Consider the following 19,085-nt stretch of genomic DNA (forward strand, 5'->3'; position numbering starts at 1 on the left):
CACATGAATAATTGCTTTCTACACTCTTATTTAACGGCCGGTGTAATAACTACTTTACGGAATTCAACCGGTCCGTGATCACCCTGGAAATAGATCGGACCAGGTTCAGCCTCTCTACTATCCAGTGCTCCGCCGGTAATCCCCGGAATCTCTTGATTGCTGATCACTGTTTTACCATTGGCAACCACAGTCACCAGGCGTCCTATCAATGTAATATCATAGGTCTGCCATTCTCCGGCCCCTTTGTTCACCATCTCATTTGCTGCAAGGAAACCATAGACGCCTGCAAAAAGGACGGCATTAGGATGCGCATCTTTCGGACTATCCTCAATTTGCACCTCATAGCGCCCTCTAAGATACACCCCACTATTACTGCCTGAAGGAATTTTAAATTCAACGTGCAATTTAAAATCTTCAAATTTTTGTTCCGAGACGAGGTTAGAACCCGATTGAGGACTGGTTAAAATACCATTTTTCACAATCCACTGATTGGTTTTTCCGGTCGCTTTCCAGCCCGACAGATCCTTTCCATTAAAAAGCTGGATCGGTTTCCCCCACTTTACGGCGGCCGTTCTTTTTAACTCGGGCGCACGTACTCCTTTAAAACGATGTGTTTTTCCATCTGGTTCCGTTATCGTTCCCTGCAATGTTCCGTTTAAGATCTCCCCTTCTACACTTAAATTCATCTTTCCGCCTTCCCATTGTGGTGGAATTGCGAATTTGAATTTCCCATTTTCGTAAAAAACCTGTGAAACAGGCCGTGCGCTTCCAGAAGTACTTACGTAATGACCGACTAAGGTCTTGTAACCCGACAATTTCACTTCAAGCCAGGAGGGTGCCGGTGTGCCATTGACGTCAACTTCAATATCCCAACGCCCGATCAGTTCTTTTCCTTCAACTTCTTGCCTGTAATGCACAGATTCTTTTGCGAATGATTTAGCAGAGATCACTTGTGGTAATGCACAAGAAGCTAAAACCCCTAAAAGAAAAGCGGTATTTCTTTTCATCTTATGTATGTTTATATTCTAATTGACAATAAATTTTAAGCAATTTAACTGTTTAATAGCGGGTTTACAAACATATAAAGTTAAAAAACACTAAGAAAACGAAGTGCCTCAGATAATCTGTGCTGATTTTTGAGTATTTAAACCTGATTTATAAAAACTCTATTAGCTGCGCGCCATGGAACCAACGCACTTATAAATATTACCGTGGCAATTCCGCCTACTAATGGAGAACGGTCTGCAAAGAAAAAACACAATACATAAAGCAGCAACGCAATAAAGGTGAGCGAAAATGCAATCATCTTCAATCCAAATTTATTCTGGCTTTTCAATGCTATTTCCTCTTCTTTATCAATCCGCTGTACACTTTCCTTACGCGCGGCTTTAATGTTTTTGAGCGCAATATATTCTGAACTTATCTTTCCACGTGATTTCGCATATAGTTCAACACAAGCCAACAAAACGAAGGGCAGCATAACACCAAGCAGCATCTCATTGGCTCGGCTAAGTTTATAGTCTATCAACCAAGGAAAAATAATTTTAAACAGCAGATTGACACCCAGACTAACAGCAGTTATATACAGGGTTGCCTTTCCTGTCAATCGCTTTGAAAACAATGCCCATATCGGTGGCGCCAATAATGGTCCTCCAGTAATGGCGCCTATACTCAAAGTAAACTCTACTATCCCTCCGATCAGTGGCACAATCAGCGCTACAATAATCATAAAAAATCCAAAAAACCAAGATGATGCACGAGCGATAAACATCAGCTTTTTTTCCGTTGCTTGCGGGTTTAATGTCCCCTTATAAATATCGTTCGTAAAAACAGCTGACACAACATTCAAGGCTGTATTTGCAGATGCCGATGTAGAGAAATACATCCCCGTAAGCATCAATCCAAGTAATCCCGCAGGCAGCACTTGCTTACAAACCATAATGTAGGCCGTCTCGGTAGCCAATCCGGTCAAATCTGGATTGATCGCCTTGTAAACCATAGGCGGAATCATCCACAAAATCGGGCTAGCGATGTATAAGGCAGCAAATAAATAAGCAACTTTGGATGCTGACCGGGGTGTATCAACACTTGTATAGCGCTGTACAAACGTCCAATTACCTCCAATATAAAAAATATGATATAAAGCAAAAGCGACAATAAACCCCCATGTATATTCACCATTGACAACATTGAAAAAATCATCAGGCGCTTTATCCAAGAAGGACTGCACACCACCAACTTCTTCAAAAACCAATGGAATGACAATCACGATCGCTGCGGTCAGGACGACAAATTGTAGGATATCTGTCACCATGACCGCCCACAACCCGCCGATGGCCGTATAAGCAATCATTAAGATTCCCAAAACGATGGTAACTGGTATCAAAGGATAGTCCAGCGATTCGGAAACAAGTTTGGCCACCGAATACAGAACCGACCCTTTGAGAAATACCGACACGATCATAAAGACGTAGATGTAACACTTCTGAACTGCGCTCCCCAGACGCTCCTTAATAAACTCGGCAGCAGTAAGATTTCCTGTAGCCTTCCATTTAGGAGCTAGATAAAGTCCTGTTATCAGTCCACCTATACACATGGTCCACTGAATGGTAATCGCTACCCAGCCATGACTATACGCTATTGAACCCCAAGCGACAAAGGTACCTGCTGAAAAAAAACTCATAAATAGGGACATTCCCCCTATAAACCAGGGCACGGATTCACCGCCAGCAAAAAAGGACTTCAGGTTTCTCCCGGTTCGTGAGAAGCTTATCCCTACAAGCATTATGAATACCGAAAAAACGATTATAACTACTGTATCTATCATCTTGTATCAACTATTAAATTACTGAATATTATCATTTTAAAGACTATGCATAACACCTAACAGCAAAGATGGCTGCTGGCACTTCCGCAGAAGGGTGTTCAAGAGATATAATCAGCTGATCTGTAACACAGGATTCCGGAAGTTCTATCACATTTCTGGTCTGAAAATTTCCCTGCTGCGTATAAATAATCTTTCCATTTCCATCTTCAATAGTATAATTCCGCACACAGAATGGCATAACGGTCTCGGGATGGGTCATTAACACAGACTCCATCGCATGATCCAAATCGGTATCAAAATTAATTTCGATCCTTCTTATGTGCTGCTTCTGCTTCCATTTTATCGAAATTATCGGCTGCTGGTCGTCAGTTGCAGCGACCCAGGCATTCGGACGAACTGTCGGCCGGTCTATGCCATTGCGTACATTTTCGACTCCAAAAACCGATAGGCCCGCTGTTAGCTGAATGGCGAGGTTATGTCCATCAGGGCGACGTTGTGGCGTCCAAAATTCAAATGAATCTACTCCAGATCCCGGCAGCGCTATCTGTTTCCCATTATTTGAAACAGCTTTGTTCACACCGTTAAAAACGGATAGTAATCCGGATATCCGTTGATGGGTATAGGCCAATCGCACATGCTCGTTTTGAAGAAACGTGAGGAAAATATACTGATCCTCATTTAGTTCCAATTCAAAATCCAGTGTTACTGTCTGAAAGCCGGGTTTTACACGAATTTGCATTTTCGCCAACTCCCGGTCTGGCGTGAAACCACCTTTTCTTTCGCTGCCCCTAAGCTCCACGTTCAACACTGTTGTCTGCGTGGCTTCAATATCCAAAAAAAAGATGGGCAGGGTACCAACAGTGACAGGAATAAGCTGTGCCGCAGCTATAGTCAGGGGTTTCCACAGCATATGCTCTTTCGAGAATCCCTTAAAGTCCAGATTGCTCGAAGAGGTCAGTTCGGCCTGCTGTACAAGATCGCTGCTATCGGATAAATGAAAACCGGGAATATATTGGCCGGATCGTTGCAGTTCTTTCTGTAACTCCTTCATGTAACCTGTCTGACCGATCTCTCTTGGTAAAAGCTGCTGCTGAACGCATAGTTTTGCGGCCATCGCCACAGCTTGTGCAACATATGCACATGTCGCCATTACCCGAGTCGCTCCAAATGCGACATGGGATACACTGATCAAACGACCCGCCAAAAAGAGGTTTTCAATATTACGGCTATATAAACAACGATAAGGAATATGGAAAACGCCTTTACTATGCCATTGGTTACAGGGCTGACGGTCGCTAAAGACGCCATCCGCAGGATGAAGATCGATGGACCAGCCACCATAGGCTATGGCATCCGGATGTTGGCGCTGTTCGACGATGTCTTTTTGTGTCAGGATATAATCGCCTTCAAACCGGCGGCTTTCCCGCTTCCCGGGAACCATTCCAACCCATTCCAATGTCAGGGTGTCGGCTTCGGGAAATTGGCCTGAATTTTTAATATAATCCCACACGCCATAGATGATTTTCCATAGTTCCCATTTGATCTCTTCGGTATCGTGCACAGTATCCAGACGCCCGCCGTATTCCACCCACCACAGCTTGCATCCATGTTCTTTGGCATTGAAGTTTTTGAATCTCGGTATTTCTTTGGTGACATCCATGGCAAAAGCCGGGGCAGTATAAGATACCGTCTTTCCGATATCCTTGGTATAGAAATACAACGTGTGCCCCAAAAGCTCTCCATAGGAGGTGTCGGGCGCCATGGCTTCGTCAAATTCTTCCCGGGTTTCAGCGCCCATACGGAAAGCCGCCCCAGATAAAAAACCGACTATTCCGTCTCCGGACGCATCACAAAATAAGGATGACATTAGCTCATATTGTGTCGAGTTCTGACTGCAAAAAGCGCTCAACGATTTTATACGATCACCAGCTGCCTTATGGACTTCGTAGACACTGGTATTGAGCAACAATCGAATGTTGTCCTCTTGCTTTACTTTGTCAAGTAAAATCATGTCCAATATAACAGCATTGCCCTCCGGGTTGCGGTACACATTTTCAACCAATATCTCGTCAATAACACCACCTTCTCTACTCCAGCGATTGTTGTTGCCCATATGGGAAGTGGCACCCAATATCCACAACCTCACCTCACTGGAGGCATTTCCCCCGAGTACAGACCGATCCTGTACCAAGGTGACACGCAAACCTTGCCTGGCTGCCGTAATCGCAGTACACACGCCAGACATCCCACCGCCAACAACTACGAGATCTGCGGCAATAACTTCTTTCTTCAATGTCCTGGAGGCTCCTCCCTTACTATAAATCATATATTCTTTCTTTTTTATCCTTTTTGTAATTCAATTTTATATTTAATTATTCCTGGGTTCATCCACCTATTTTATAAATTTGGATATCACATCTTTCCAGATATGGTATCCCTCGGCAGTTAGGTGCAGCCCATCCGGGCGATAATATGCTGGTATTAAATTACCATTGGCATCCAGCATCTGGGCATAAACATCGGCATATCCGGTATTGGGCTGCTGTTCCATAAATTGTTTAATTCTAGCATTAACCTCTTCGATCTGTATTTTATCTTTCAATCGGCGCGGTGAGGGCTTGATGGATATATAGATTATTTCAGCATGCGGTTTCGACTTTCTTATTTCACCAAATAAGGCAGTGAACTGTTCAACAATGCTGTCTGTCGACCAACGAAGTCCAATATCATTGTCGCCTTCATAAATAAAAATTTGCTTTGCATCGTATGGTGTAATCAACCGTTCTCTATAGGTATAAAGATCCACAGTCTTGGTTCCGGATACCCCTCTATTCAGTACAGTCTGCCCTGGGAAATCATCCTTTAACGTTTTCCAATTTTCGATGGTCGAACTACCAACAAAAAGAATGACCTTTTTGGGCGGTGGATTTTGCGCATCCAGACGCTCATAACGTTGTATCTTTTGCTCCCATTTCTGCCGTTGCGTTAATACAGATTGGGCATAAGTGTATGTCATGCTCAAGCAGAGTAATAGGCAGTTTAGTCGCTTTAATAGCTGAATTATTTTCATCCGTATAAATTATTTGTTCATCAATTATTCTTTAACCAAGGTACTATTCATAAGTATTTATCTGCAATGATATTCATGAGTTCGTTTTACTCATTAAACTGGTTTTTAAGGTGTTCGTAAGTTCAATTGTTCCGTACACTCGGTTTATGCGGCCTTCAAATCATGATGATTTCATCCTTTTTCTTTTCCAGTAGTCTTTAAAATTGGTTTGCCACGTAACAGAATCCGCCCTAAATAAATCTTGGATGAATCATATTTCGCAGGATGCCGGTCAATATCTTCTTGTTGGGACGGACCTAATATCATCTTTTTATCTGCTCTCAATGGCGATATACGAAAACTGACTTCATGCGTTCCTTTGGGTACCTTGATCACATCATATTGACCCCGATATCGGTTATTACAGTATGCGTTAAATCGATTCAACTGGATATTGCCGTGATTCTCTGCCACCATTTGATAAGGTTGAAATCTTCCTGACTGCGATTTATGGAGCCCTATCTGATGACCATCTACCCATACTTCAAGCTGCCCCACCTCGGGCCCACCGATGTCAAACAGGCCAAATAGATCACCTTCAAAAGTGAATGAAAAGCGCGCGCCTTTTTCTTCAGCGACCATCAAGGTATCAAACCATCCATTGAACGCCTTTAATTTAGATCCTTCTGTAGGAAACGCGGCCCATTTAACATCAAAATCAGCAAGATCACTGGGGATGTACATCCCTGCTACATCCCATTCGGCAGATATCAGCGGCTGAGGCAATGAATGTATTTCCATTTGTGAAGGCCCTTTCATCTTCTCAATTCCACGGGCAATGGCTGCAGCGTAAAGATTACCACCAGCTTGCAGTGGGTGTATTCCGTCCGTAGAAAATAAAATACGACCTCCTGCAGAATCTACATCTCCCTTCCACAACAACTTGTCCTGAGATTCCAAGCGCGCAATCTCCATTCCCAAATGTATTGTAGGAATACCGTAATGATCGGCCAATGCTTCCAAAGCTTCAATATGTGGCGGTATCTTTCTATTATTATATACCTTGGTCTCTGTGGCCAATATGGCATAAATTAAACAGATATCGGTATGCTGATCATGTTGGATAATCTGCCTGACCATACCTTCCATGCCTGCAGCATAGGCGCCATTGACTGCAAAATCGATGATAACCAGATCGGGATTGTGCGATAATACCTGTTCCCTGATTCTAAAGGATCCCAAGTCCGTGCCTGTTCCGGAAACGCCAGCATTGACCCACTTAAATCTGGTGGATGGGTAGCGTGCCTGTAAGTAAGCTGAAATCTGCATCCGGTAACAATAATTGGCTTGTGTCAGGCTTCCACCGATGAATGCTACTGATACATCCTGGCCCTTGCTGACCTTGGCAAAAAAATTAGGCATACCACCACGCACTACACACTCATCATCACGCTTAAAATCACCAGGCACAATAAGTTCTTCTTTCGCCGTATCCACAGAAAATAACAATTGCGAAGCGTCACCTTGCGAAGCGGCAATCTTGTTGAGCTCCACACTATTCTGCGCCCCTAGACCGGTCATTATTAAAAAAAACAACAGGAAACTTATAACTGATTGATATGTACGCATCTCGTTGATTTAAGTGATCATAAACTAGTTGAACATCAATTCACGACGGTGATATTCGAGGTAAAGGGATTTGCTACGATATCAGACTGCAACATATCCCTACCCCCGACTTTTACGTTTTTGAAGGTCACATCCTTAATCATATGATCGGCGTCATAGCCCTCGAAAATTGCCGACGTCGCACTGCTGACGCAATCAATAAATCGAATATCAGAAATAGTCCCGGGCCTATACACCGGATTTGAGTTTGCATTTTGCTTAATATACATCAGTACAAATCGGGTATTTCCAGAGGTCTCATCACGGATGCCCTCAAACGTGATATTCTTAACATCCGCCCAGTCAGAATGTGGGATCGCTACCGAATGACCACCCCAGGTCATTTTGGCGATATCAATATCTTTAAAGGTGAGCTGTTCGACACTACTGGTTTCTAAGGAAGATCCTATGCGGATACCTACGCCTACCTGGTTTTTCCAGATCATGCAGTCGTGGGCACTACAATTTAAAAGCGGTGTTTCGCCATCTGCAGCGGCATTTGTTGCATGCCAACCAAAACCATCATCTCCTGATCCGATAAAACAATGGGAGAAATGCACACCTTGACATCCTGAGCCCAAATCCAAACCATCATTGTTCTGCCCAAAGCTCAACAGGTTGAGATGGGATACATCCACATTCGACGAATTGACCATATCTACTTGCCAGCCTAAGGCCGCATGGCGGACGCCAAATCCCCGAAGTTCCACATTCTGACTACGGTAGACCTTAACGAAATTTCCTGCTACAGGAGCGGTACGATCATCAATATAGCCCCGACCGATCAATTTGACATTAGATACGTTTTCTATCAATACTTTTCCCCTGAGAATCGCCCCTTCTTCTAAATAATAGGTTTTATTGGATTCAAGTTTAAAAACACCATTGACACCATGATGGATTCCCTTGGCAAAAACAACTGCCCCCTGTTTATAGGCGCTGTAATCCGGAGATCCAAACAGAAGTAAGGGCGCACGACCAGGGATAGCCAATGCATAATTGTAGTACTCAGGGATGGTAAACGTCAATTCATTTCCGTTCTTGGTAACCGGTATATTCAACCTTTTGGGCGACAGCGTAAAATTTGAGAAAGAACTGCTACAAATAATCTTGACCTGAGTACCTGGAACATACGTAAATAAAGCGGTATGTACATCGGTCTGCCCTCCATTCTCCACCAGATCATAACAGGTTTCTTGCCATACGTCCAGGGTATCGTCGTTGACGATCACCTGATAAGCCAGGCTTTTCACCATGGGTGAATCTAACTGTCCGGTAGTAGAGGCCATTCGTGCAAGTTTATTTTCTACTTGCGTTTCATTTGCCTGTAAACTCTTTTCGACTCCAGTACAACTTAAGACCGTAAACATCATTCCAAAGAATATGGGTATAATCCAGTATTTTTTTTTCTGCTTAATGTTGCTATTCATGTTATTGGTTGTTTAAATGGTTATTGATAACTGATTTTTATTATTCTTAGTCCTGTTGCCGGCAGAGAAATTTTCCAATCTGAGGATGCTGCCATCCGTATCTCATCCGTCCCGTCGGCATTGAGAAGACAAGCTCCCCGCTGTTCTGATCCAAATAGACGCTGGGGTTGGTCTTTATCCAACTTGAGTTGAATCTCCTGCTGATCGACACTATTGTTCAGCAAAACAATATAGAGCTCCTTAGTATCACTGTTCGTTGCCAGGATATAATCTATCTTTGCATTATCGAGGCTGATAAGTCCCTTTTTCATTTTCAGATCGACTGACCTGCCAAATATTCTCCCTTTATCAAAGCCGTAACTGCGGTGTGGCCCAACTTTAGGTGTTATAAATCCACTCGGAAAGGAGATGTTGCCATTGGAACGAACCGCTGCTTCGGAGAGTAGATAATCGGTAATCCATCCCAATTGCCACCAGGCATGATGCGGAAATGGTCCAGCCCCTTTATTCATCGCATCCCAGTAGTAAGAAGCGACCCCAGTATTTGCGTCCACAAATGCATCCCGTCCCCAGACAGCGGCTCTTGCCATATTCAGCAATAAGCTGTCTTTCGTCTGTCCATAAAGTCTTACAAACAGCCCCGCATGACTCGATAGCAGAATAGGGCCATGATGATTTGCAGAGCCCATAATACCGCCATGTTCAAATCCCAGCCCCACTTGACTGATTTCCCAATCTTGACGAGCGGTCCCATTCACGCGTTTAACCTCCCGAGAGGGGATCGGATGTGTATAGATCGATGTTGTATAGTATCTGGCGACCTGATAGGCTGTTGTCTGATAGCGTGGATCCTTAGTCAATGTATACATATCGAGGAGTGCCTGTATAGACTGTGCTGTTGCAAAATCAGGTGCAAATCGGGTATCACCACAGACACCCAGGAACCATCCTTTTTTTGCTGCATGTTCAACAAACCAGTTTGCGGCTTTGATTGCTCCTTCTCGATATTTTTCGTCCTTTAACAACTGATGTGCAACTAAGAGTCCATAAAATGTTGGTCGGAGATCGGCTACATCCTCAAACATGGGGCGGACTGACTTATTATCATAGGCAACTTCCCAATGTCCATCGGGATGCATTTTGGACAACAACCAGTCTGCGGCTTTGCGCAACGCTTGTTTAAGATCAGACCGATCCGGCTCAAAAAGTAATATATTACCGATATCCATCAACATGTAATAGCTGGTGCCAATGGGTTCGCTATATGGCCCCCATTCTTCGGTAAACTGTTGACTGCGATATAGGTAATACTGCCCGGCAGCTGATCCATAAAAGAACCCAGGTTTCCGCTGTTGTTGCTGCAACTTGAAGTTTAGGGCTGCGGGAAGTCGTTGCTGTTTGAGTGTGGTATCTCCAGTCAGTCTAGCCAGCATCCACATCGCACCGTAATCGGAATTTTTCATGGCATCTTTCTCAGCCCCATATACTCCACCCAGATAATCCTGGGCTCCGATTACCGCATTCTTATAGTTTACTGTCCGCCACTTGGAGGTACTATCGGCAATGACATAATCATACATCGTGTAAAGACGATCCGTTAAGGAGCGTTTTGTTTCTTTCAGTTTTAAAAAATCACTGAACTTATATATACCGTTTATTATATGCCCCAGTACATTATACCAAGAAGTTCTCTGAATTGTATATCGAAAGGAAAATGTTATCTCTTGTCCTTCTTTCAAATAGGACCCCTCCTCACCCAGTACCGGATGATAGAGTGTCGGTGTAAGCTCCTTATTTCGATTCATCAACGACAATCCAAGTTTCCAGTCCGCATGTGTCTTTATGTCTTTCAGCCAGGGATCCCTTGCGGTTCCGGGTTCAGCTACGGTCGCTAAGGTCACTCCAGATTGTGTCGTTAACAGCGCCGCTAATGTAGAGGCTGTACGTTCACGGACGATGACTGGACGATCTGGGATACCATGTCCGTAAGCGTAGGCATCCACAAAGTCAGGATTGAGCGCTGCTCCTTGGAATAATCCCGGAATCACCGCCCACTGAAACTGCTGGCGATCAGCAATCGCCAGTGATGGCGACGACAGGGAATAATAACCGCTTTGTTTCGCTTTTAAAGTCATCTGTACACGGATATCATGCGTATGATCTGGATCAAGGTTCCATTCTTCCGACAGGACAATTTTTTCGTTTTCGTATTGAAATCTCAACGTCGAGCGCGAAGCTGAAGCCGCTATAGTCGGTTGATAGTGCAATACTTCACCTGCAGTATTCAGGCTCACAGGTGACAAACTTTGTGACCAGACTGGAATCACATAGCGATATTGAGAGTCGGGGAAATGAATAAGCTTCCCAGCATGATCATAAACAACTGTAGATCTGTCCAGCGGCTTATTTTTTGCGTAAAGGATCGTTCGCTGTTGTGCCGCCATCGTTAAATGCTCCTTTTTTCCCACGTCATCGTTTAAGGTAACGGATTGAAGCTGATAGCCATTTTTACCCTCACGCCAGATCAGTTGCAGCGCACTATTTTCTAGGCATACATCAGCCCCGCTTTGTGCGAAAACACTTGCGAAGCATAAAAATGGCAGTATCATCATCATCCATACCCCAGCGCAATGACTGTATCCGCTATTTAACCGTTGCATATCGTTCATGGTGTAATGGTTATTGTCACTTCGGCGTACCCTACTTTGCGACCACTGTACCAGTCGGAGGAGGTTTCAAATACAGCTTTATAGACACCTGGTGTCTTGTACACATAGCTGTACTCCCTCAGATTTGAACTAATATTTTTAAGTGCTATTCCTTTGTCCGCAATGGATTCCTTTACTTTAAAACCTTTTGTAATCACCCAGTCATCATTATCGGTATCGGATGCAACACCGCCATACATCAATAGCTGTGTTGTCGAAATTGTCCATCCCTTACTGTCATTTAGAAAACTTACGGCATTCCAGCCTGCATTGGATATCGTAGCAACATTCGTCTGCACGCCTTCTGGCGATACTTTTACCGCATTAAAACTGCGAATGACCCATCTGTTCTGTTGCGGCTTTTGAAAGTCAGTATATCGGAACGCCAGATATATTGATCCTGTATCAACCGGACTGAGATACGATTTTAAACTTACAGTTCCAGAGGGCGTATTATCTTGCCCAGTGGAGAAAACGGCTTTGTCTGAAATATCTGTCCAGGCGGCTTTATCAACCTCTTCTTTCGTGTATATTCCGCTGAAATTATTGGAAACCAACAATTTTAGATTGTCATAGATAACACCCCATTGTACAAGTGTTTTGAAATCTACCTGTAAATCATTATCTGCATAAAGGCGATCTTTCAAGGCATAGTTGTGTCCATTCTCTCCAGAATAGAATACAATATTGTCAGGGGTTCCCTCAAATCGGAATACAACGGTATCACCTACCCTGTAACTTGAGGCATTCGTCCTGACCTCCATATCTGCACTGGCGATATCCTCTTTCATACAACTGGCACTCAATACGGCCAGCATGAGATACATCATTGATATTTTCATCTGTTTCTATTTATTTTGTGATCCACCAGATTTACCAACCCGGGTTTTGAACAATCTGTTTATTAATGGTTAACTCAGTGTTCGGAATGGGAAACAGCACGTTTCTCTCGGTCGTGTTCAGGCCGGCATTACCACCATATCGATGTGGCGCAGGTGCGTTGACTGAAATATCGCGTCCCAAGGCATTCATAGTGGGCACATAAATTCCCCAACGAATTAGATCATGTCTCCGGATTCCCTCGAAACAGAATTCGCGAAGGCGCTCATCCCGTATATAATCCAGAAAGGCTATTTTATCCATTCCGATCGGCGCATCACTATCTCCATTGACCTCATTTAACGCCTTACCAAAAGCTCTCCTACGCACTTGATTGATTGCTTCGTAGGCGGCTGTAGTTGGGGATTCGTTGACCTCATTTTCTGCCTCAGCTTTCATCAGCAAGACATCGCTATACCTTATAATTGGAAAATTGGTCGAATTGGCACTCCTCACTTTGGTACCGGTCTCATATTCCCGTCTCCATTTTCCGGGGTTTCGTTCATAAAGCTGAGCTGCGTTATAATATTGTTTTTGCGTAACCCCTGCTGTAGTCACAAATCGATAGGGGCTGATACTCCAGTCGCGCCGCATTGTATCTTTCTGACCAAACAAATCGTATAATTTGGCTGTAATCCGCATTGCTCCGCCTGAATATCCAATACGTTCATCGGGACATTCGATACCGTTCTCGATACCAACCATACCAGCCTGATCGATGTTGCCGATCTTATTTCCAAACATGCCAACTTCCCAAAGGCATTCCTTCGGTTCGTTGATATCTTGTGAATGGTTGATAAATATTTGCTTATAATTGGAATTGAGCTGATGCTTTCCTGAAGCAATCACTTTATCCGTATATTCGATAACATTTTGATAGCGAGCATGGTCATTGAGGGGCTGTCCCGCCATTTTTAAAAACACACGGGCCAGTACGGCCTGAACGGCTGTTTTGCACACTCTTTCATTAGGCACCACTCCGCTTTCATGAACCAGGTTTTCCGCTTCCTGCATATCTTTCACAATCTGTGTATACAAAGCCGCCAGGGTAGCCTGAGCTGGGTAAGGGTCGTTTGGAGACTGCGTAGAGGATAGTTTTAAAGGAACTTTTCCAAAGAAATCGGTTAGGATATAATAGTAATATCCGCGCATAAAGAGTGCTTCGCCCTTGATGGCGTTTCTTTTGGTGATATCCATCTCTACACGATCGACATTTTCCAATAATAGATTTGCTCTATTTATCCCTTCGTATAAGGTTTCCCATAATCTAGTAATGTCCAAATCAGCAGCGTCCATGACCATCACTCGAATATTGTTGATTGATATATTCTTGAAATAGGCCTCATCACTAACGACAAGATAGCTAAAAAGCCCACGGCTATACATCCGCCCATAGGTGTCGATCAGCCTATTATAGACTCCATTGAGACTATTCATCAATTCGCTTTCATTTCGAAAATATTTTTCAGTGGTCACAAAGTCAGGTTCTTTATCCAGCAATTTGGAACATGAACTGGTTAGACAAGCGATACATATAGAAAAAATAAAAATGCGTTTCATCTTGATCAAAGGTTAGGTTTAAAAATTAAGGTCAATTCCGACTGTCATCGTACGAGGACGCGGATAAGCGGACCAATCGAAGGAAGGGGTCAGTGCTCCTGGACGGGTGCTGACTTCGGGATCGAGCCCGGAATACTTTGTCCATGTAACCAGATTTTGTGCAGCGACATAAAGTCGTATGGATTTCATCCGTAATCTTCGGAGCTGATCAGCATTGAAGGTATAGCCTAAAGACAGGGTCTTGAGTCGTAAATAGGATCCATCCTCAATTGTTCTGGAAGAATACACCGCTGGCCCCTGGCCGCCGACACGATATAGCGCGTTGGTCTGGTTTTCCGGTGTCCAACGATCAGCAAAAGAAGCAAACATATTCAGAAAACCGCGAGCGACAGGATCTCCGCCTTCAAACTCAATGCGATTGGCATTTAAGATATCCCCACCATAGCTCCATTGTAAAAAAACATTCAGATCGAAGTTTTTATAATTAAAGTTGTTGTTGAATCCGCCGATATGTTTTGGATTTGGATTACCTATTATTGTGAGGTCATAATTGTCTACCTGTCCATCGCCATTGATATCCTTGAAACGGATATCGCCGGGCTTAATACTTGTTCTGGGGGTACCATTATTGGGTTGACCTGCTTTAAGTAGATAATTCCCGTTGACCAGATCAAAATCTGCGTATTGGTATACACCATCGAAAAGATAGCCATAAAATAAAGCAATCGGCTGTCCGGGTATTGCGATATAAGGATATGCATTATTGAAATTCCCCCAGGTGACACGTGTTGCCAAACTCGGTTCTCCTTCATTGAGCTCAAGAACTTTGTTTTTATTAAATGCAATATTAAAACTTGAACTCCATGAGAAATTTGGAGTCTGTACGTTTTTGGTCTCCAATGTAAATTCGATACCGCTGTTAGATACACGGCCAATATTTTTGAATCCGGTAAGGAATCCCATACTGGGAGCCAAGGTTGCATTCAATAATAGGTCACGTGTCTCTTTGTGATAATAGTCTGTAGTAAGGGACACTCTATTCTTGAGTATGGAGAGGTCAAGACCAATATTGGTTTGAACAGTAGTTTCCCATTTTAAAGATGGATTTCCAAGATTCGTCGGTACCATTCCCTGACCGGCGCTGTTGCCTACACTGTAGCCTGAGGCTGGATTCATCTGCAAGGCAGTCAATGAAGCATACTCTGATACACGATTATTTCCGGTAGAACCTATGCCTACGCGCAACTTTGCATCACTGATAATATTTATCGGTTTCAAAAAGTTTTCCTCTTTCAATCGCCATGCAAAAGATCCCGAAGGGAAATAGGCCCATCTATTTGATTTTGGAAATTTGGATGAGCCGTCACTTCTGAAAGACAATGTTAGCAAATACTTTGAGCGATAATTATAATCAAGCCGCCCTAAATAGGAAATCAGTCCACTGGAAGCGTCAGTCACTGGCGCCATCGTAATCTGCCCTTCGTCCAGCCCTTTGATACCCAATGTTTCATTAGGTATCAAAATGGACGTAAATCCGTTGGTATAGTTTCGAATATCTTGTATTGTAAATCCGACGACTGCCTTTAACCGATGTCCACCTTTAAATTTCTTGTCATAAGACAGGGTATTCTCATTCAATAGATTTGTAATCTCATTGTTCCAAATAGAACCATTTACTTTATTGTTTGAAAATGGATGTCCTGCTCTGGATTTTGAGTTAAAGAATACCTCCCGTCGCTGGTTTATACGCGTGTAACCACCAGTCGCCCTAAATGTCAACTCCGCTGCCAATTTATATTCGAAATAGCCATTGGCCACGAGATTTGCACTGAACAGTGGATTATACTCATTCTGCACAGCTAGATAGGGATTGATTCGCAAATCAGTACCTAAGCTAGGATCCATATCCGGGTCAAAAAGATCATCTATCAGAGAGGCATCTGTAAGTGGATTTCCAGTGATTGGCCGAAATCCCCATATTCCATACATCAGACTCGCTGTCGGACTAGGCTGAGACTCTGACACTACTGTACCATATCGCTTATAGGCTGTATAGTTTAAATTCAAGCCTACTTTTAATTTTTTATTTATGGTCTGATCCAGCACTATTCTTCCTTGATATTTATTAAACCCACTGTTTAGTATGATCCCATCCTGATCCAATAATGATCCGGAAACGGCATATCGTGTACGATCGGTACCACCACGCATCGCAATAGAATGATTATGGGTAACCGCATTTCTAAAAACTTTGTCCTGCCAATTGATACCCTCCATGCCGCGGTAATCGTCCAGAGTCTTACCATCCTTTAGATAAATATCTGTATAGAGGGTGGGATTCTGTTCCAATTGATATTTCACAAATTCATAAGGATTTAGCAGCTCCTGCGTTTTGATGATCTGATTGAGCCCAACCCATCCGTTGTAGTTAACAACGGGAGTTCCAACCTTACCTTTCTTGGTTGTTATGAGGACAACGCCGTTAGCTCCCCTGGCTCCGTAAATGGCTGTCGCGGAAGCATCCTTCAACACCTCCAAGGACTCAATCTCTTCGGGATTAATGGTGTTACCAACAGATGTTTCAACAGGAAATCCATCAACGACATAGAGTGGAGAGTTATCTTGTGTGACCGAGTTATTACCCCGAATAACGATACTGAGTTCCGCACCCGGCTGTCCGTCATTTGAACTTACCTTAACGCCAGCCACCCGGCCGGCTAAGGCCTCCTCGAAATTGGCGACAGGGGCTTTACGCATATCTGTTAGATTAGCCTGACCTACCGCTCCGGTCAGATCACGTTTAGTGGTTGTACCATAGCCGATAACGACAACATCATCGAGTATCTGTTCGCTTCGTGAAAGCTGGATATTCTGGACACGATCCAATCTAGCCGCATGTTTTACAGTAACATAGCCAACCATTGAAAAAAGTAACAATTCACCTTGAGAGATGGGCGATATAGAAAAATTACCCAATGAGTCTGTGGAAGTTGTTACAGTTTTATACTGATTAGATACTGTAACCCCGACCAAAGGAAGCCCTTCGACATCCATCACTCTTCCTTTGACAGAAGTGGGCTGTTGTCCAAAAGAGGACAACGTTAGAAAAAAAATCCCCAATAAAAGCAGAGCCGCCTTTAGATGAAATAGAGTCATAATAGTATTTATAATTAGTTATTCGTTGCAATCTAGTCTGGTCTAGACTGGTTTGCTTTTATAAAAGTATAAATTATATTTGTCCCTGCAAAAAAAAAGTAAAAAAAGATGTAGTTTCTTCTTGAGAATATCTTCAAAGGAGGAGAAAATGATCGAACTTATTCGGTTATCTGAATAAGATCAAGACTTGCATATAAAAACAAGTTTATCTAAGTTTGACTCTATTATCGTAAATGACAATTCATCACATGTCCACTACAAACGAAACAGGCAACGGGTCTCGCATGAAGTATCTTCAACTAGTAGATCACATTCATGCATTGATCGAAAAGAACGACTTACATATTGGAGACCGTATTCCTTCCTTAAATCAATTGCAGGACCAACTCAGCATGAGTAAGGAGACGGTCTTGAAAGGTCTTAATTATCTACTCGAAAAAGGAATAATTGAGTCTGTCTACCGCAAAGGATATTATGTAAAGAAAAAACAGGTGGAGCATTCCTATCGCATCCTGTTACTTCTGGATAAAATGAATACCATGCGTGAACAGATTTATCAATCCTTGTTAGTTGAGACAAAAGGGACCGCAGCGATCGACGTTTACTTTCACCATCACAACTTTAACGTCTTTCGTAATATTATCACTGAAAACATCAACAACTATACGCATTTTGTTATTGTTACATTCCTGAAAGAAGACCCATCTCCGATCATCAATCTTATTCCTCCGAACAAACGGATTATTATCGACTACAACCAATTGGGCCTCTCAGGAAATTATACGGCGATCTATCAGGACTATGAATACGATATTTACAATAGCCTTTCCTTATTGCAGAATAATATTCAAAAGTACCAAAGAATCATATTGATCGCGCATCCTGAAGCTTTACATGCCGAACATGTCATAAAAGGTTTCGTCCGATACTGCGAAGAGTCAAGCATCAATTATGACATTATTCCAGACGTAGATGAGACAAAGTTTAAGAAGCATACAGCCTTTATCACCTTTAGTCGCTACGATTCGGACGACGTATCCTTAATTAAATTGGCGAAGAAGCATGGATTTACATTGGGTGAGGATATAGGCCTTATTTCCTATAATGATACTGATGTCAAAGAGATCCTCGAGGGAGGAATTACGGTAATATCTACCGATTTCCGGGCAATGGGAAAAGCGGCAGCTCAAGCTGTACTTCAAAAGAAAACCTTAAACGAACGCAATCCTACTCAAGTTATCATTCGGAAATCTCTTTAACCCTAACTTTCGTTAGCGCTCTTTAATCGGGATGGAAGGATTGGCTGAGTCCCCTCCGGGTCAAACCTATATACCTTCAAGAGGTCGCAGGTTCTCATTCCGCCTAGAAACAAGAAAAGCCCTAACTTTCGTTAGAGCTTTTTAGTCGGGGTGGCAGGATTCGAACCTACGACCTCCACATCCCAAATGTGGCGCGATACCGGGCTACGCTACACCCCGAAAAGGTATCACCTTTGTTTTGTGTGGCACAAAAGTACACTAAAAATATTTTTTTTCAAAATTATTTTCAACAATATCGTTAACCAACTGATCCGTTGATAAATAAATTTACAACAAACAAATTACGCCAAAAATACTGTCTATTATTTTCGTCTAAACTTTCCAGTAGGAATTCAATATTAGGATCTTGTCCATAAAGGTTTATGGTTACCAACAATCACAAGGTCAATAGTATTTTCATTTTTCATAATATTTCGTTCTATCGGACCACCCCAAAAGAACTTATATGGTTAGCTATACTGGCTAAAGATACAAAAATTTTTACAGCAC

The 19,085-nt window shown here is 42.9% G+C and carries 11 protein-coding genes and 1 tRNA gene; 1 reads left to right on the forward strand and 11 read right to left on the reverse strand.

Annotation, left to right across the window (positions count from 1 at the left end):
- Window positions 1–26: 26 nt before the first annotated feature.
- The 10 genes from ABTV71_RS23955 to ABTV71_RS24000 form a co-directional block, all read right to left on the reverse strand.
- Window positions 27–1,007: a 3-keto-disaccharide hydrolase gene (locus ABTV71_RS23955; RefSeq protein ID WP_121126764.1), complete on the reverse strand. Its 981-nt coding sequence runs from the start codon at window positions 1,005–1,007 to the stop codon at window positions 27–29.
- A gap of 137 nt (window positions 1,008–1,144) precedes the next feature.
- Entirely contained in the window at window positions 1,145–2,683 is a 1,539-nt protein-coding gene (locus ABTV71_RS23960) for a sodium:solute symporter family protein (RefSeq protein ID WP_433901342.1), read from the reverse strand.
- A gap of 187 nt (window positions 2,684–2,870) precedes the next feature.
- Window positions 2,871–5,153 (reverse strand): FAD-dependent oxidoreductase, encoded by a 2,283-nt coding sequence (locus ABTV71_RS23965; protein ID WP_433901343.1) that lies wholly within the window; start codon window positions 5,151–5,153, stop codon window positions 2,871–2,873.
- A gap of 66 nt (window positions 5,154–5,219) precedes the next feature.
- Window positions 5,220–5,897, reverse strand: coding sequence for a GDSL-type esterase/lipase family protein (locus ABTV71_RS23970; protein ID WP_433901344.1), 678 nt, complete (start codon window positions 5,895–5,897; stop codon window positions 5,220–5,222).
- A gap of 171 nt (window positions 5,898–6,068) precedes the next feature.
- Window positions 6,069–7,505, reverse strand: a complete 1,437-nt coding sequence (locus ABTV71_RS23975) for an SGNH/GDSL hydrolase family protein (protein ID WP_433901345.1) — start codon at window positions 7,503–7,505, stop codon at window positions 6,069–6,071.
- A gap of 35 nt (window positions 7,506–7,540) precedes the next feature.
- Window positions 7,541–8,974, reverse strand: coding sequence for a hypothetical protein (locus ABTV71_RS23980; protein WP_433901346.1), 1,434 nt, complete (start codon window positions 8,972–8,974; stop codon window positions 7,541–7,543).
- Between the two features lie 20 nt (window positions 8,975–8,994).
- The gene (locus ABTV71_RS23985; protein ID WP_433901347.1) at window positions 8,995–11,643 is read right to left on the reverse strand and encodes a glycerophosphoryl diester phosphodiesterase; all 2,649 of its coding nucleotides are present in this window, start codon (window positions 11,641–11,643) and stop codon (window positions 8,995–8,997) included.
- Window positions 11,640–12,524 (reverse strand): DUF5017 domain-containing protein, encoded by an 885-nt coding sequence (locus tag ABTV71_RS23990; RefSeq protein ID WP_433901348.1) that lies wholly within the window; start codon window positions 12,522–12,524, stop codon window positions 11,640–11,642. The genes ABTV71_RS23985 and ABTV71_RS23990 overlap by 4 nt, the downstream gene beginning before the upstream one ends.
- A 31-nt stretch (window positions 12,525–12,555) precedes the next feature.
- Window positions 12,556–14,121 carry a RagB/SusD family nutrient uptake outer membrane protein gene (locus ABTV71_RS23995; RefSeq protein ID WP_433901349.1) on the reverse strand — a complete coding sequence of 522 codons (1,566 nt, stop codon included), beginning with the start codon at window positions 14,119–14,121 and terminating at the stop codon, window positions 12,556–12,558.
- Window positions 14,122–14,139: 18 nt separating this feature from the next.
- Window positions 14,140–17,277 carry a SusC/RagA family TonB-linked outer membrane protein gene (locus tag ABTV71_RS24000; RefSeq protein WP_433901350.1) on the reverse strand — a complete coding sequence of 1,046 codons (3,138 nt, stop codon included), beginning with the start codon at window positions 17,275–17,277 and terminating at the stop codon, window positions 14,140–14,142.
- A gap of 248 nt (window positions 17,278–17,525) precedes the next feature.
- On the opposite strand from ABTV71_RS24000, the gene ABTV71_RS24005 reads away from it, so the two are divergent.
- Window positions 17,526–18,536 (forward strand): substrate-binding domain-containing protein, encoded by a 1,011-nt coding sequence (locus ABTV71_RS24005; protein ID WP_220700164.1) that lies wholly within the window; start codon window positions 17,526–17,528, stop codon window positions 18,534–18,536.
- 145 nt (window positions 18,537–18,681) lie between these two features.
- On the opposite strand, the gene ABTV71_RS24010 is transcribed toward ABTV71_RS24005, so the two are convergent.
- A tRNA-Pro gene (locus ABTV71_RS24010) sits at window positions 18,682–18,755 on the reverse strand.
- Window positions 18,756–19,085: the final 330 nt, after the last annotated feature.

Origin of the sequence: Sphingobacterium puteale (assembly GCF_050986225.1) — a bacterium.
GTDB classification, from domain to species: domain Bacteria; phylum Bacteroidota; class Bacteroidia; order Sphingobacteriales; family Sphingobacteriaceae; genus Sphingobacterium; species Sphingobacterium puteale.

What these genes read in the sequence shown, in the direction of transcription:
- ABTV71_RS23955 (WP_121126764.1), bottom strand. Translation starts at nt 1,007, where the DNA reads ATGAAAAGAAATACCGCTTTTCTTTTAGGGGTTTTAGCTTCTTGTGCA.
- ABTV71_RS23960 (WP_433901342.1), bottom strand. Translation starts at nt 2,683, where the DNA reads ATGAGTTTTTTTTCAGCAGGTACCTTTGTCGCTTGGGGTTCAATAGCG.
- ABTV71_RS23965 (WP_433901343.1), bottom strand. Translation starts at nt 5,153, where the DNA reads ATGATTTATAGTAAGGGAGGAGCCTCCAGGACATTGAAGAAAGAAGTT.
- ABTV71_RS23970 (WP_433901344.1), bottom strand. Translation starts at nt 5,897, where the DNA reads ATGAAAATAATTCAGCTATTAAAGCGACTAAACTGCCTATTACTCTGC.
- ABTV71_RS23975 (WP_433901345.1), bottom strand. Translation starts at nt 7,505, where the DNA reads ATGCGTACATATCAATCAGTTATAAGTTTCCTGTTGTTTTTTTTAATA.
- ABTV71_RS23980 (WP_433901346.1), bottom strand. Translation starts at nt 8,974, where the DNA reads ATGAATAGCAACATTAAGCAGAAAAAAAAATACTGGATTATACCCATA.
- ABTV71_RS23985 (WP_433901347.1), bottom strand. Translation starts at nt 11,643, where the DNA reads ATGAACGATATGCAACGGTTAAATAGCGGATACAGTCATTGCGCTGGG.
- ABTV71_RS23990 (WP_433901348.1), bottom strand. Translation starts at nt 12,524, where the DNA reads ATGAAAATATCAATGATGTATCTCATGCTGGCCGTATTGAGTGCCAGT.
- ABTV71_RS23995 (WP_433901349.1), bottom strand. Translation starts at nt 14,121, where the DNA reads ATGAAACGCATTTTTATTTTTTCTATATGTATCGCTTGTCTAACCAGT.
- ABTV71_RS24000 (WP_433901350.1), bottom strand. Translation starts at nt 17,277, where the DNA reads ATGACTCTATTTCATCTAAAGGCGGCTCTGCTTTTATTGGGGATTTTT.
- ABTV71_RS24005 (WP_220700164.1), top strand. Translation starts at nt 17,526, where the DNA reads ATGTCCACTACAAACGAAACAGGCAACGGGTCTCGCATGAAGTATCTT.